Genomic DNA, 15175 nt, shown 5'->3' with positions numbered 1-15175 from the left:
TATGAAAAAATTTCTTTTTTGTAGCTTTATTTTTATTTTCTCATTTCTTTTTGGAAAAGAACCTTATATAACAATTACTGTTTCACAAGATGGCAAATCAGATTTCATATCTATTCAAGAAGCCATTAACTCTACTAGAGATTTAGGTCCATCGGAAGCAATAATTATCATAAAAAATGGAATTTACAAAGAGAAAATCATTATACCTTCTAATAAACATCAACTTACTTTAAAAGGTGAAAATTCAGAAAAAACAATTATTACAAACTCAGATTTTTCAGGAAAAATAGATTTATTTACCAATCAAAAAATGACCACATTTACATCCTATACAGTCTTAGTAAATGGTGAAAACACAAAAATAGAAAACCTAACTATTCAAAATACACATTGCGAGAAAGGACAAGCTGTTGCTTTACATGTAGAAGGAGATAAATTTATTGGAAAAAATCTCCGTTTATTGGGGTGTCAAGATACTTTATATACTGCAACAAACAACAGTAGACAATATTATGAAAATTGCTATATAGAAGGAACAACGGACTTTATTTTTGGACAGGCGACAGCTATCTTCAAAAATTGTATCATAAAAAGTTTAGCCAATTCCTTTATTACAGCTGCAGCAACAGATAAAAATAATCCATATGGATATGTATTTTTCGATTGTACATTAACTGCAAAAGAAAATATTGATAAAGTATATCTTGGTAGACCATGGCGACCTTATGCAAAAACAGTTTTCATCAATACAGAAATGGATAATCATATTTTACCACAAGGTTGGAATGAATGGTCTGGAGATAAAATGTTCCCCGATAAAGAAAAAACTGCATATTATGCTGAGTTTGGTAGTAAAGGAAAAGGTGCTAACATTTCTCAGCGAGTAAAATGGTCACATCAATTAAAACAAAAAGATTTAAAAAATTATACCATCGAAAAAATTTTCAGAGGATGGATTCCTCAATAAACTTAAATTAAAAAATACAATATAATTTATATTAAAATATCATTCTTAGCTTATCAAAGAATAAAAAAACAAATCATGAAAAAAATATATTTAACTACAATATTCATTTGCTTGCTTACATTTTTACAAGCACAAAAACCAACCCTTTTTCTTGTAGGCGACTCTACAATGGCAGATAAGAAAGATCCAGATAAAAACCCAGAACATGGTTGGGGACAAATTTTACCAACGTTAATGACTAATACTATTAGTATTCAAAATCATGCAACAAATGGTCGAAGTTCGAAAAGTTTTAGAACAGAAGGTCGTTGGAATAAAGTTTATAAACAACTAAAAAAAGGAGATTATGTAATTATTCAATTTGGGCACAACGATCAAAAATTTGAAGATCCTGAGCGTTTTACAAATCCAGCAACTCAATATCGTGCTAACTTAGAAAGATATGTAAAAGAAACACGAGAAAAAGGGGCTACTCCTATTCTTATGACTTCTATTGTTCGCAGAAACTTTAATGAAAATGGAGTTTTAATAGACACACACAATCTATATCCTATCATAGTACGTATGGTTGCAAAAGATTTAGATGTACCTTTTGTAGATATGCAACAAGAGACAGAAGAAATTGTACTTTCTTATGGTCCAGAAAAATCAAAAGAACTTTATTTACATCTTCCTCCAAATGAAAAAAGTTATTATCCAAAAGGAAAAAATGACGATACACATCTATCTAAACTAGGAGCAACATTAACTGCAGAAAAAGCTACAAAACAACTAAGTAAATTAAACATTGGTTTAGAAAAATTTATAAAAAAATAGATAACCATGAATTATAAAAAAGATTTATTTTTTGATGGAAACTCTAATTGGGAGGATTTAGGTAACGGAGTTCGTCGACAAATCTTGGGTTATAATTCCCAAGTGATGATGGTTATTGTAAAATTTGATAAAGAAGCTATTGGCTCTCTACATCAACATTTTCATTCACAAATTACTTATGTTGCCGAAGGAGTTTTCGAAGTAACAAATAACAACGAAACTAAAATTTTAAAAAAAGGTGATGGATTCTTTGCTCAACCCAATATAATACATGGTGTTGTATGTTTAGAAGAAGGAATCTTAATTGATTCTTTTGCTCCCTATCGCGAAGATTTTATAAAATAAAAGAGATTATTTTTGATCAAAATGCAACAAATATGTTGCTCATCTCCCGAGTTGTTATCTCAAAGTACCCAGCAAAAGCAACATTTACATGTTTGCTTTTACTGGTTAATCAGTTCTATAACAAACACTTTTTTTTCGGAATATTACAATATACTTATAAGTTTAAAAAATTCATTTTTATAATTTTCTTCAGCCTCATCTAATTCTTTCTCATAAATTTTAATTAAATCATTAAAATTTTGATTATTATTTAATTTTGCAGCAATTATTCCAATGTTTGCTCTTAAGGGATATATATAATTATGAATTGACATTTTTAAAGGATGACTATTGAGTAAATAATCTACTCTTTCAATAGTTGAATTTTCATTAAAATATGGTAATATAATTTCCTCAAAATTAGATTTAAAATTAAAAATGAAATTTTCTAAATCATTTGAATTTTCAATTAACCAATATGTTGTAGGATTTTTTTTATAATCAAAATCATCTTTTTTATTTCTTAAGATTAAAAAATCATTACCTAACGTTAAATATGGTCTTCCATCAATCGTTGTGACTGATTTATATATATGTTCTATATCTAAAAGCTTTATAATTATTTCAAGTCTTAAATAAATTTTATTATCTTTTTTATGATAAAAAAAGCGAATAATATGAAGAACATTATTATTCAAGCGTTTGAATTCTTTCTTACTTTTATTACAAATAAAATTATGTTCTTCTATAAGCAAATCGCTAATTCCATCAACTGTAGAATTAAAAACATCTTTTATATTCATTTTTATCAATAATTTTATTTTCAGTTATAATTCGTAGATTTCTATTGGTAGATGATCTGGATCAGAAAAAAAGGTAAACTTTTTATTTGTAAATTCATCTATCCGAATAGGTTCTGTTGTTATCTTTTTTGATGTTAAGAATGAGACTTCTTTCTCAATATCTTTTACTGCAAAAGCAATATGTCTTAATCCTACAGCTTCTGGACGTGTTAATCTGTCTGGAGAAGTAGGAAACGAAAAAAGTTCTATTAAATATTGTCCATTCAACGAAAGATCAAGTTTATAAGATTCTCTCTCCTTTCTGTAAACTTCCTGTTCTATTTTGAAACCCAAAATTTCTGTATAAAAATATTTTGATTTTTCGTAATCAGAACAAATAATTGCAATATGATGTAATTTTTCTATTTTCATTTTAGTTAAATGTAAGGATTTTTATAAATATTGAAAATAATACTTTCTATTTTAATAAAAAATCACACAATGTAAAAAATTATCAGCAACAATAGTCTTTTATAACTTATTGATAACAATTATTTTTATAAATAAAGATTTATATTTTGATGTAAACTATATCACCTAAATCACTAAAAATCTCTATAGTATGATTTTTATTGAAATGCTTTGATTCCACTGTGTTTCCATCCCAATTTGGGATCGATATAATATAATCATCTTTAAAAATCAATTTTACTCCAAATGGTTCTGGAATATTCGTTACTTTCAAAAGCTCTATATCTTCAATTTTATTAAACAAAATATTATTAAAAAGGTCAGACTTTGTAACCTCATAATATTCTTTATCTATGATCATATTTTCATTTTTTGCATTCATCCACATATTTATTCTTGGATAAAAATCTAACCAAGAATATCTATTTACAGGAATAGTTTCTATATAGATAAAAGGAGACCATAATTCGTCCTTATCAATACTTATTATATATAAATAATTAGACTCTTCTCTGAATACAAAACCAAAAGAAATATCTAAATCAGATTGTTGCTTTTCTCCCCAAGGAGGCCAAATAATAAGAAATAATCTTTCTACTACTTTTCCTTTTATATTCTTAAACCCTTTCATAAAAATTATTTTTCTAAATTATATCAATTGATTGATTGATTATCATAATAAAACCTATTTTTTTAGGGAAAACTGTAATTCAAATAAAAAAAATGCTAATCAAATGATTAGCATCTTTTTTTATTATAGTATAATTAATTATTTTTTGATATCAAAACGATCTGCATTCATAACTTTATTCCATGCAGCAACAAAATCATTTACAAATTTTTCTTGTGCATCAGCACTTGCATAAACTTCTGCAACAGCACGTAATTCAGAATTAGAACCAAAAACTAAATCTGCACGAGTTGCAGTCCATTTTGGTTGTCCTGTTGTACGATCTGTTCCTAAATAAACTTCTTTACGCTCATCCATGGCTTTCCATTCAGTATTCATATCTAATAAATTAACAAAGAAATCATTTGTTAATTGTTCTGGTCTTCTTGTAAAAATACCATGTTTTGAGCCATCATAATTTGTATTTAAAGCTCTCATACCTCCTAATAGAACTGTTAATTGAGGAGATGTAAGATTTAATAATTGAGCTTTATCAATTAAAATTTCCTCTGTAGAAACTGAAAGATTAGTTGCTTTTCTATAATTACGGAAACCATCACCTTTAGGCTCTAAATAAGCTATTGCATCACTATCTGTTTCTTCTTGAGAAGCATCCATTCTACCTGGTGTAAATGGAACTTTTATATTATTTCCAGCTTGTTTTGCTGCTTTTTCTATAGCTGCAGCACCACCAAGTACTATTAAATCAGCCAATGACACAAATTTTCCTGTAGCATTAAATTCATTTTGTATTTTTTCTAAAATAGTTAATACTTTATTTAATTGAACAGGATTATTTACTTCCCAATTTCTCATTGGTTCCAAACGAATTCTTGATCCATTTGCTCCCCCTCTTTTATCTGATCCTCTAAATGTTGAGGCAGAAGCCCAAGCTGTCGATACAAGCTCAGAAATAGATAAACCTACATTTAATAATTTTTCTTTTAAAATAGCAATGTCAGTTTCATTAATTAATTCATGATCAGTTGATGGAATTGGATCTTGCCATATAAAAATCTCTTTTGGAACATCTGGTCCCAAATATCTATCATGAGGCCCCATATCTCTATGCGTTAATTTAAACCATGCTTTTGCAAAAGCATCTGCAAATTGATCTGGATTTTCATAAAATCTTCTTGATATTTTTTCGTATTCAGGATCAAATCTCAAAGACAAATCTGTTGTAAGCATTCTAGGTTTTTGCTTTTGAGACATATCTGCTGCTAAAGGAACGTTATCTGGGGCATCTATAGCTTCCCATTGATGAGCACCTGCTGGACTTTTAGTCAATTTCCATTCGAATCCAAATAAATTTTCAAAGAAAAGATTTGTCCATTCAGTTGGTCTTTGTGTCCATGTAACTTCTAATCCTGATCCTATTGCATCGCCTCCTTTTCCTGATTTATATGCACTTTTCCATCCTAAACCTTGTTCTTCTAAACCTGCAGCTTCTGGTTCTTTTCCTACAAGATCAGCAGGACCAGCACCATGAGTTTTTCCGAATGTATGTCCTCCAGCAATTAATGCTACTGTTTCTTCATCATTCATTGCCATTCGAGCAAAAGTATCACGAATGTCTTTAGCTGCTAAAATTGGATCTGGATTTTTATCTGGTCCTTCTGGATTAACATAAATTAATCCCATTTCTACAGCAGCTAGAGGATTTTCTAATTCACGATCGCCAGAATATCTACTATTTGGCCCTCCACTTTCTTCTAACCATGTTTTTTCTGATCCCCAATATACATCCATATCTGGCTCCCAAACATCTTCACGACCACCTGCAAAACCTATTGTCTTGAAGCCCATCGATTCAAGTGCCATGTTACCTGTTAAAATTAATAAATCTGCCCAAGATATTTTTTTACCATATTTTTGTTTAATTGGCCATAATAAACGTCTAGCCTTATCTAAACCAACATTATCTGGCCATGAATTTAAAGGTGCAAAACGTTGTTGTCCTTGTCCAGCTCCTCCTCTACCATCTTGTATACGATATGTTCCTGCACTATGCCAAGCCATACGTATAAATAATGGTCCATAATTACCAAAATCTGCTGGCCACCAATCTTGTGAATCTATCATTAACTGTTTTAAATCATTTTTAACAGCTTCTAAATCTAAAGACTGAAATTCTTTTGCATAATCAAATTCTTGTCCCATAGGATCAGACAAAGAAGAATGTTGTCTCAATATATCAACTCGTAATTGATTTGGCCACCACTCATTATTATTAGTACCTTCTCCAGCAACTGGTTTATTCATAGTTCCGTTATGAAATGGACATTTTGAAATATCTCCTTCTAAGTTTTCCATAGTTTTATTATTTAAATTGTCTTTTATTTTTTGTAAATGTCTTAATTAAATTTTCTTAAATCATAGATTTTAAATCTTATTACACTATAAAATTATAAGAAAAATTTATTATAATAAATCATTTTTAATTTTATGTTTATAATATGAATATATTGAAAAAACACTTATTATCAACAATATATCATAAATTATAACTATTTTTTAATAAATTTAGAATCATAAAAAACAAGAAAAGGCACAATAGAAAATTCTATTGTGCCTTTTATGATTTATTTAAAAACAAATTTTAATGTCCTCCTTCAGATTTAACTTCACTTAAATGAATACCTTGTTTTTTCAATACTATTGGTGATATTATAGCATAAAAAACTAAATAAGAAAAACAAATTATTCCTGTAACATAACTAAAATGAATCGTTGTTGCATCAGCTAACAATCCTTGTAAATAACTCATTACACCTCCTCCCATAATCATCATGATTAAAAAACTACTTCCTTGAGATGTATTTTTACCCAGACCTTTAATTGCTAAAGCAAAGATCCCTGGCCATAGTGTACTACAAAATAAACCAACACTAGTAATTGCATAAACACTTACTAATCCACTTGTATTCATTCCAACTAATAATGCAATAATTCCTATTATTGAAAAAGTTAATACCATTTTGGCTGGATTACCTTTTGTTGAAATATCAGCTATAATTAATGCTAAGATGAAAACGGCATAAAAATAAAAAGGTTTTAAATCATGTCCAGCAATTTTATTAACTAATAAGAAAATACCGAAAGCTAAATAAGGAGCAACAAATTTTAAAATTAATGTCTTAGTTTTATCTAAACCAAATGCTTCTGCTGCACCACCCCATCGACCAATCATCATACTAGCCCAATAAAGTGATACGTATGGAGCTACTTGAGAAATAGTAAACCCTAACTCTTTTTGCATATAATCAGGAAGGTTACTAGCTGTAGAAACCTCAACTCCTACATATAAGAAAATTGCAATCATTCCTAAAATTAATTGAGGATATTTTAACGCTGATGATCTATCTTTTACAACATTTACAGTATCTTCATTTTCTTCTTCTTGCTCAGGATGACTAGGTAATGATGAAAATTTAAGGAAAATAGCAACTAGTAAAAATGCAACCCCCAAACATAAATATGGAATTTTAACACTATCAACGCTTAAATCAGAACTAGGCTCTGTTGCACTTCCGAAAATTGCATAAGCAACAATTAAAGGTCCTATTGTTGTTCCTAAATTATTAATACCTCCTGCTAATGTTAAACGTTGAGAACCCGTTTTAGGATCACCTAATGCTATTGCTAAAGGATTAGCAACTGTTTGTTGCAAAGAGAAACCAAGTGCTACTGTAAACAATCCTGATAACATTAAAGGATATGATTCTAAATTTGCTGCAGGAATAAATAATAATGTTCCTAATGCTGAGATTAGTAAACCAAGTGATAAACTATTTTTATAACCTAATTTATTAATTAAATCTTTTCCCATAATAAGAGATACAATCATATATATAATTGATCCTACCGTATAGGCGATATAAAAAGCTAAAGATACGAATTGACTTTGTCCTTGTGACAAATCAAATGCTTTTTTGAATACAGGGATTAAAATATCATTACTTGCAGCTATAAATCCCCAAAAGAAAAAAACTGTAACTAATGGAATAAATTGTCCCCAATTTGTATTTTTTGTTTGACTCATTTTTTTGTTGAATTGTTTTATATATTGTAATAAATACATCAGTAATTATGGCATAAATATAGTTGATTTAAATCTTACTTTACAAATACTTTTTTACTGAAATTATAATATTAATTTTTGATTTTAATGAAACTAATCAATATTAATCTGTTTATTTTCTTTACTTGAATTAATAACTGATTGATTTATAAAATCAAACACTTGCGGCAAGTATTCTTTTTTTAACCCTGACCATTCATGTTTTCCTGAAGTAGAAAATATAGAAAGTGATGCTTGTTGATATTTTCTACTTAAATTATCTAAAACTTGATCTCCTGTAAGTGGAAAAAAACCTGGCTGATTGTCTAAACAACTACGATGAGGTGCTTTATTTGCTGGAACTACGTCATCACTTAATCCATGAATATAAACTGTAGGAATAATAGTAGATTTTGTAACATAACGATCGTTTACAATCGCTCCAGCGTAACTAACTAAACCATCTATCTTAATATCATTAAATTGATTACCAAACCATAAATCTCTTAAATAATAAGCATTAAGAATTGCTTCGGCTCCTGCACTACTCCCTCCTAGAATTAATTTATTAATTGAAATATTTAATTCTTTTTGATTCTTAGTTATGTATTGTAGTGCATTAAGTACATCAAAAGATGCTTCTTTAAAAATCATTGATTTTTCTTGCTTTGGTAAATCACAACCAAAACCGGCAGCTGTATTTGCTAATAATCGGTATGATATAGAAACAGCTACAAAACCTCTGTTTTGTGCATCTTTCATTCTTTCAACCTCTTCTTTATCAGCTCTATTACCTCCAGAGAAACCTCCACCATGGACCCAAGCAAATACGTTTTGAGTTTTATTTTCTTTATAATTATTAGGATAATAAATATCAAAAGCTAAATTATTTTTTTTGTCATAAACTACTGTTTTTTGTCCATAAACATAGCTTATCATCAATAATAAAATTCCTAAATACTTCATCTTATTTTTTTTATTTTTTTTTAAATGCTTGGTAAAAAAATATATTACCAAGCAATTTATAACTATTAATTATTTTTCCCTTTTATTTTTTAATAGTTTGATAAATAGTTGTTTTTTTTATGAAACAACTATTGTACTTATAGAATGTTCTTCTGCTTTAATTTCTACAGCTTCTCCTTCTATCCATAAATTATAATTATATGGATTATCTGTTTGATTCATTACAACAACCACAACTTTTCCATCTTTATTTACAAAAGATGTTGTCATTAAATCTGAACGATTTGATGAAGCTGCTATTCGTTGTGCTCCTGGGCGAATAAATTTAGAAAATTGACCAATATAATAATATGAATTCGTATATGTTACATTTCCATTTGTTGTATTACCATGAACAGGAGCAAAACAAAAATTACCAACATGATTTGGTCCTCCATTCTGATCTAATAATACATTCCAATCTGTCCAAGCAACAGTACCAAAATTAAAATCATTAATCATGTTATAACCGTACTTTTCACCTAAACTCCAATTATCCATTTGATTTGGATCAAATTGTTCTTTACATCCTTCTGTAAAAATTAAATTAACATTTGGAAAAGCATCATGTGTCAATGCTACGTTATTAAATAAATTAGCACTTCCGTTCCATGTTTCGTACCAATGAAAACCAACACCCCAAACATATTTGGCAGCTTCAGCATCATTAAGAATTGTAGAAGCACGTTGATAAATTAAATCGCGATTATGATCCCAAACGATAATTTTTTTATCTTTTAAATTATTTTTATAAAAAGTTGGTCCTAAGTTATTTTTTAAGAAATCTCTTTCTTCTTCGGCAGTATAAATACAAGATTCCCATGTTTGTGTCGCCATAGGTTCATTTTGTACTGTAACACCCCAAATTGGCAATCCTATTTTTTCGTAATTTTCTATAAATTTCACAAAATAGTTGGCCCATGTTTGATAATATTCTGGTTTTAAAGATCCTCCTTTTAACATACTATTATTCGTTTTCATCCAAGCGGGAGGACTCCAAGGACTTGCATACAAACGATAGTTATCTTTCATTTCGGCTTTCGCCATTTTTATCATCGGAACTTTAAAATTCAAATCATGTGAAATATCAAATGATTTTAAATCTTTATCATTATCCTTTACATACGTATAAGTATCACTCGAAAAATCACTTGAATTAATTGTTGTTCTAATTAAAGAATAACCAATTCCTTCTTTTTCATTGTAATATGCTTTGATAATTTCTTGCTGAGTTTTCTTTGGTAATTTAGCCAAAACCTCAGCAGAAGCATCTGTAATAGCACCTCCTATTCCTTCAAACTTTTGAAACTTACGTTTTGGATCAATAAAAATTGCTATATCAGTTTCTTTAGGTTGAGGAAATTTTTTAACCGAAACCTTGTCTGCTGATTTAGTAATTCTCTGATTTCCTTTTTTTGCAGTGGTATAAATTTCAATTTTCTTATTAGAAAGTTTAAAATCTTGTGCATTAACAGTTAAATAACTAAATAATAAACTTGCAATAATTGGATATTTTATGTGTGATTTTTTCATGATTTATTGTATAATAAATTTTGCTAAAATTGGTAAATGATCTGATGGATATTTAAATTCGTAAAAATCATCTATTGTATTAAAACTTTTACATCTTACATTATCATTTTTTTTATAAAAAATATAATCTAAAATTTCAGTCCCTTGAACATTAAATTTAAAATCTTCCCAAGTAAAATTTGGTCCGTAAACTAAATCTGCATTCAAACGAGTATCTAAATATTTATTTTGAATAAATTTTACAGAAGCATCATTATGATCCATATTAAAGTCTCCCATAAAAAATGTAGGTACATTTTTCTTCTTTGTTAAATCTTGAATTAATTGATCAATTAACTCTAATGATTTTTGACGAGCAACCTTTCCTACATGATCAAAATGAGTATTGATAACCCAGAAGGTTTTTTTTGTTTTTTTATCTTGAAATAAGCCATAAGTAATGATTCTGTTATAAGCTGCATCCCATCCTTTTGATATTCTATCTGGAGTTTCTGATAACCATGAAGTTTTTTGTTCTAAAACATTATATTGATCTTTTTTATAAAAAATAGCTGAATATTCAGCATTTTCATCTTCAGAGCGAGGTTTACCTATAAATGCTAATTGAGGATTATTTTGCTTAATGAAATCTAATTGCGGAATTTGAGCTTCTTGTACTCCTATAAAATCAGCATCGTAATAATTAATTAAATCAACTAATTTTTGTTTTCTTATGTTCCAATGATTTGCTCCATCATCAACTGATCCTAATCGTATATTATAGGACATAACTGATAAATTTTGTTGAGCAAAAGTTATCAATACCATAAATAGAAAGGATAAACTAAAATATTTTTTCATAATTTTTATGCTTAAAAAAAACCAAGTAAGTGAAAAAACACTCACTTGGTTGAGAAATAAAAAAATCTACATTTCTGTATCAATGAGGGAATCTTCCTAATTTACTAATGTGAAACTTGTTTTTAAACTAGCATTAGAGTCTGTACCAACATATATATCAAAATCACCTGGTTCTGCTACAAAATTCATGTTGATATCATGAAATTTTAAATCTTCTGGCGTTAATGTGAAAGTAACTGTTTTTGTTTCACCTTTTTTTATCATTACTTTATCAAAGCCTTTTAGCTCTCTTACAGGACGAGTTACACTACCTACTAAATCACGTACATATAATTGTACAACTTCTTCTCCATCATAATTCCCTGTATTTTTTACATTTACGGAAACTTTAATTTCATCTTTACCATTCTTCATTGTTGATTTATTCAACTTTAGATTACTATAATCAAACGTTGTATAACTTAAACCATATCCAAAAGGAAATAATGGAGAATTAGGAGAATCTGTATAACGAGATTTATATTTTTGTTCTGGATCGCTTTCTCCTAAATATGGACGACCAGTATTTTTTTGATTGTAATGAATTGGAATTTGACCAACCGAACGAGGAAATGTCATTGGCGTTTTTGCTGAAGGATTATATTTACCATATAAAACATCTGTAATTGCTAAACCTCCCATTGTTCCTGGATACCATGCATATAATATTGCATCCATATTATCATTTTCCCAAGATATTGTCATCGGACGACCAGACATTAAAACTAAAACGATTGGCTTACCTAATTTCTTTAATTCTTTTAATAATTCTTTTTGGTTACCTGGTAAATCAATATTCGTTTGAGAAGTTGCTTCTCCTGTTTGATTTTCATTTTCTCCCATTACAGCAACAATTACATCAGAATTTTTAGCAATATTTATTGCTTCTTGAAAACCATTTGTACTTGTTGAATTGATATCTGTACCCTGAGCGTAAGTTATTTTAGCATTTTTACCTAAAACATCATTCAACCCTTCCCAAACAGACCATGCTTTTCCATTACGATCTCCTCTAGCAGCCCAGTTTCCTATAATATTTTTTTCGTCTTTTACTAAAGGACCAATTACTGCTACTTTCTGAGATTCTTTTAATGGCAATACTTGTTGATCATTTTTTAAAAGAACCATAGATTTACGGGCAATATCTCTTGCTTCATCTAAAAATTCTTTTTTCATTACTGTTTGTTTTTCACGTTTAGCGTTAGAGTAACGATAAGGATCTTCAAAAAGACCTAAATCATATTTAGCCTCTAAAATTCTACGAACAGCAGTATCTATAATATCTTCTTTTACTTTTCCTTCTTTAACTAATTTTGATAAATGATTAAGAAAAGCACCGCTCATCATATCCATTTCTATACCTGCTTCTACAGATTTTAAAGTTGCTTCCTCTAAATCTTTTGCTATTCCATGAGGAATCAATTCTTGTATTGCAGTATAATCTGTAACTACAAATCCATTATAATTCCATTCTTTACGTAAAATTTGATCATACAAATATTTGCTAGCTGTAGATGGAACTCCCCCTATTTCATTAAAAGAAGTCATAAAAGAACCTACTCCAGCATCTATTGTAGCCTTAAATGGAGGTAAAACATAGTCTCTTAAAAAGCGATCAGAAATCTCTACTGAATTATAATCACGTCCTGCTTGTGCTAATGCATATCCAGCAAAGTGTTTTGTACAAGCTAAAACTGTATTCAAATCATATAAACTATTCCCTTGAAAACCTTTTACTCGAGCTGCTCCTATTTTGCTTCCTAAATAAGTATCTTCTCCAGCACCTTCTGAAATTCTTCCCCAACGTGGATCGAAACCTATATCAACCATCGGAGCAAAAGTCCAATGAACTCCTCCAGCTGAAGTTTCTGCAGCTGCAATTTCTGCAGATCTTTGAATTGCTTTCAAATCCCAAGAAGAAGCTTCTCCTAATGGAATAGGAAAAATAGTTTCGTAACCATGAATTACATCGTATCCAAAAATTAATGGAATTCCTAGTCTTGTTTCTTCTACTGCTATTTTTTGTAATTGCTTGGTAATATCTGTAGTCGTTGCATTAAACACAGATCCCATCATACCTTCTTTGGTATATTTTATATAATTTTTATCTATTGCAGAACCTGTAACATCACCTCCATCGTATGTATATTGAACCATCTGACCAACTTTATCATCAAGTGTCATTTGTCCCATTACATAATCGATAAATTCTTTTTTAGATTTTGTTTTATCAAATTTTATCTTTTGGGCATACGTATTAAACGCTAATCCTAGGAAAGCAATTGAATAAATTAGTTTTTTCATTTTTTTTTGTTTTAATTCGTGGTAGTTGTCGTAAAATTTATTTTCTGTAATCCTCTTTTTACATCTTCATTATTCATAAACAATTTCCATAGCAGTTGAGAACGATAATTCTCTACCATTGGAGCGATTGTTCCTTGATCTATTGCTAAATATTTTGTTACAACTCTATCATTTTTTACATCTACAGCATCATAAGGACCAGCAATACCAATTATTTTTTTATTTTGCTTCTCATAAATAAATTTTAAAAAATCCATTGATTCTTTTGGTGTATAAGGAAATGATGATAATGCTGCTGTTGGCGTTACTATATCTCTATCATTTGTTGGTGAATGAGCTGTATAATCGTCTTTTCCATCTGCTGTAAAAGAATAACTTGCAGTTAATCCCCACATATTTTTAGCATAATGATGAAAAGTTTCTTTTTTAGACTGATTGTATAGATAATGAATTTTTGATTGATTTTTAACTACTTTTCCATAATCAATCCCAATCCCATCAACTAATCCATTTGGATTAAGTCCTATAAAAGAATATTGTGACCAAAAAAGAGGACCTACATTTTTTTCAACTCCATTATGTTTTACAATTAATGGAATTCCATAAACAGAATCAGAAGATTTTATTGCTCCATTTCTAGCCCAACCTTTGTAATAAACATCTGAAGAAATAGAATAATTTGGAGAAGAAGCCGCTATAATATATGTTATTAAAGTTTCATCAAATCCTTTCAATGGAAAATTAATTTTCCATTCATAATTTGGTGACCAATGCCAATAAAGCACATCTTTACCATTTGTATAAAAATTAAATTCTATCTCTTTCCAAAGTTTATCTGCAAGTGTTGAAATCTCTATTTCTTTCTCATTTTTAGAATTTTTGAAATACTCTTTCAAGCAAATTAAACCCTGAGCAAGAAATGCAGTTTCTACCAAATCACCTCCATTATCGTATGCACTAAATGGCTTTATTTTTCCTGTTTCTCCATTTATCCAATGTGGCCAAGCACCATGAAAACGATCAGCCTTTTGTAAAAATTTTAATCCAATTAAAATTCTATTTGTCGCTTCATCTCTTGGTATAAACTTTCTATCTATTCCTACAATTAGACTCATCAATCCAAAACCTGTACCTCCAGTTGTAACGATATTTGAATCATTTTCTGGATAAAAACCATCAGGATGGAAACGTTCTCTAGCTAGTTTAGAATTTGGTTCAGCATAATCCCAAAAATATTGTATAGATTGTTTTTGAACTTTATCCAAAAGCTTGTTTTCTTTTTTTGTCTGAGCAAAACTACTTGCACTACATAATATAGTGCAAGAAAGAATTGCTAATTTATTTAATAAACTCATTATTGT

13 protein-coding genes are annotated in these 15175 nt (G+C 29.0%); 3 read left to right on the top strand and 10 right to left on the bottom strand.

Features of this window, described 5'->3' with window-relative positions; translation table 11 throughout:
* Nucleotide 1: 1 nt before the first annotated feature.
* From RT575_RS13145 to RT575_RS13135, 3 genes are all read left to right on the top strand, one after another.
* Nucleotides 2-967 (top strand): pectinesterase family protein, encoded by a 966-nt coding sequence (locus RT575_RS13145; RefSeq protein WP_313581444.1) that lies wholly within the window; start codon nucleotides 2-4, stop codon nucleotides 965-967.
* Nucleotides 968-1042: 75 nt separating this feature from the next.
* A complete protein-coding gene (locus RT575_RS13140) occupies nucleotides 1043-1783 on the top strand; it encodes a rhamnogalacturonan acetylesterase (RefSeq protein ID WP_313581442.1) in 741 nt (246 codons plus the stop codon).
* A gap of 6 nt (nucleotides 1784-1789) precedes the next feature.
* Nucleotides 1790-2128, top strand: a complete 339-nt coding sequence (locus RT575_RS13135) for a cupin domain-containing protein (RefSeq protein ID WP_313386251.1) — start codon at nucleotides 1790-1792, stop codon at nucleotides 2126-2128.
* Between the two features lie 143 nt (nucleotides 2129-2271).
* On the opposite strand, the gene RT575_RS13130 is transcribed toward RT575_RS13135, so the two are convergent.
* The 10 genes from RT575_RS13130 to RT575_RS13085 all read right to left on the bottom strand — a co-directional run bounded on the left by RT575_RS13130 (nucleotide 2272) and on the right by RT575_RS13085 (nucleotide 15169).
* Complete coding sequence (locus RT575_RS13130; RefSeq protein WP_313581440.1) at nucleotides 2272-2910, bottom strand: hypothetical protein; 639 nt, start codon at nucleotides 2908-2910, stop codon at nucleotides 2272-2274.
* A 24-nt stretch (nucleotides 2911-2934) separates the two neighbouring features.
* Nucleotides 2935-3321 (bottom strand): VOC family protein, encoded by a 387-nt coding sequence (locus tag RT575_RS13125; RefSeq protein ID WP_313386253.1) that lies wholly within the window; start codon nucleotides 3319-3321, stop codon nucleotides 2935-2937.
* A 139-nt stretch (nucleotides 3322-3460) separates the two neighbouring features.
* Nucleotides 3461-3991: a hypothetical protein gene (locus tag RT575_RS13120; RefSeq protein ID WP_313581438.1), complete on the bottom strand. Its 531-nt coding sequence runs from the start codon at nucleotides 3989-3991 to the stop codon at nucleotides 3461-3463.
* A gap of 138 nt (nucleotides 3992-4129) precedes the next feature.
* Complete coding sequence (gene katG, locus RT575_RS13115; RefSeq protein ID WP_313581436.1) at nucleotides 4130-6346, bottom strand: catalase/peroxidase HPI; 2217 nt, start codon at nucleotides 6344-6346, stop codon at nucleotides 4130-4132.
* A 286-nt stretch (nucleotides 6347-6632) separates the two neighbouring features.
* The gene (locus RT575_RS13110; protein WP_313386255.1) at nucleotides 6633-8075 is read right to left on the bottom strand and encodes an MFS transporter; all 1443 of its coding nucleotides are present in this window, start codon (nucleotides 8073-8075) and stop codon (nucleotides 6633-6635) included.
* Nucleotides 8076-8207: 132 nt separating this feature from the next.
* Nucleotides 8208-9059: a carboxylesterase family protein gene (locus RT575_RS13105; protein ID WP_313581434.1), complete on the bottom strand. Its 852-nt coding sequence runs from the start codon at nucleotides 9057-9059 to the stop codon at nucleotides 8208-8210.
* A 117-nt stretch (nucleotides 9060-9176) separates the two neighbouring features.
* Nucleotides 9177-10631: a glycoside hydrolase family 30 protein gene (locus RT575_RS13100; RefSeq protein WP_313581432.1), complete on the bottom strand. Its 1455-nt coding sequence runs from the start codon at nucleotides 10629-10631 to the stop codon at nucleotides 9177-9179.
* Between the two features lie 3 nt (nucleotides 10632-10634).
* Nucleotides 10635-11471 (bottom strand): endonuclease/exonuclease/phosphatase family protein, encoded by an 837-nt coding sequence (locus tag RT575_RS13095; protein WP_313581430.1) that lies wholly within the window; start codon nucleotides 11469-11471, stop codon nucleotides 10635-10637.
* Between the two features lie 96 nt (nucleotides 11472-11567).
* Nucleotides 11568-13814 (bottom strand): beta-glucosidase BglX, encoded by a 2247-nt coding sequence (gene bglX / locus RT575_RS13090; protein ID WP_313581428.1) that lies wholly within the window; start codon nucleotides 13812-13814, stop codon nucleotides 11568-11570.
* Between the two features lie 11 nt (nucleotides 13815-13825).
* A complete protein-coding gene (locus tag RT575_RS13085) occupies nucleotides 13826-15169 on the bottom strand; it encodes a glucoamylase family protein (RefSeq protein ID WP_313581426.1) in 1344 nt (447 codons plus the stop codon).
* Between the last annotated feature and the right edge of the window lie 6 nt (nucleotides 15170-15175).

The sequence above is a fragment of the Chishuiella sp. genome, from assembly GCF_032109125.1.
Lineage (GTDB): Bacteria > Bacteroidota > Bacteroidia > Flavobacteriales > Weeksellaceae > Empedobacter.
The sequence above is the reverse complement of the archived record's forward strand: the minus strand, read 5'-3'. Positions and strand labels throughout refer to the sequence as shown.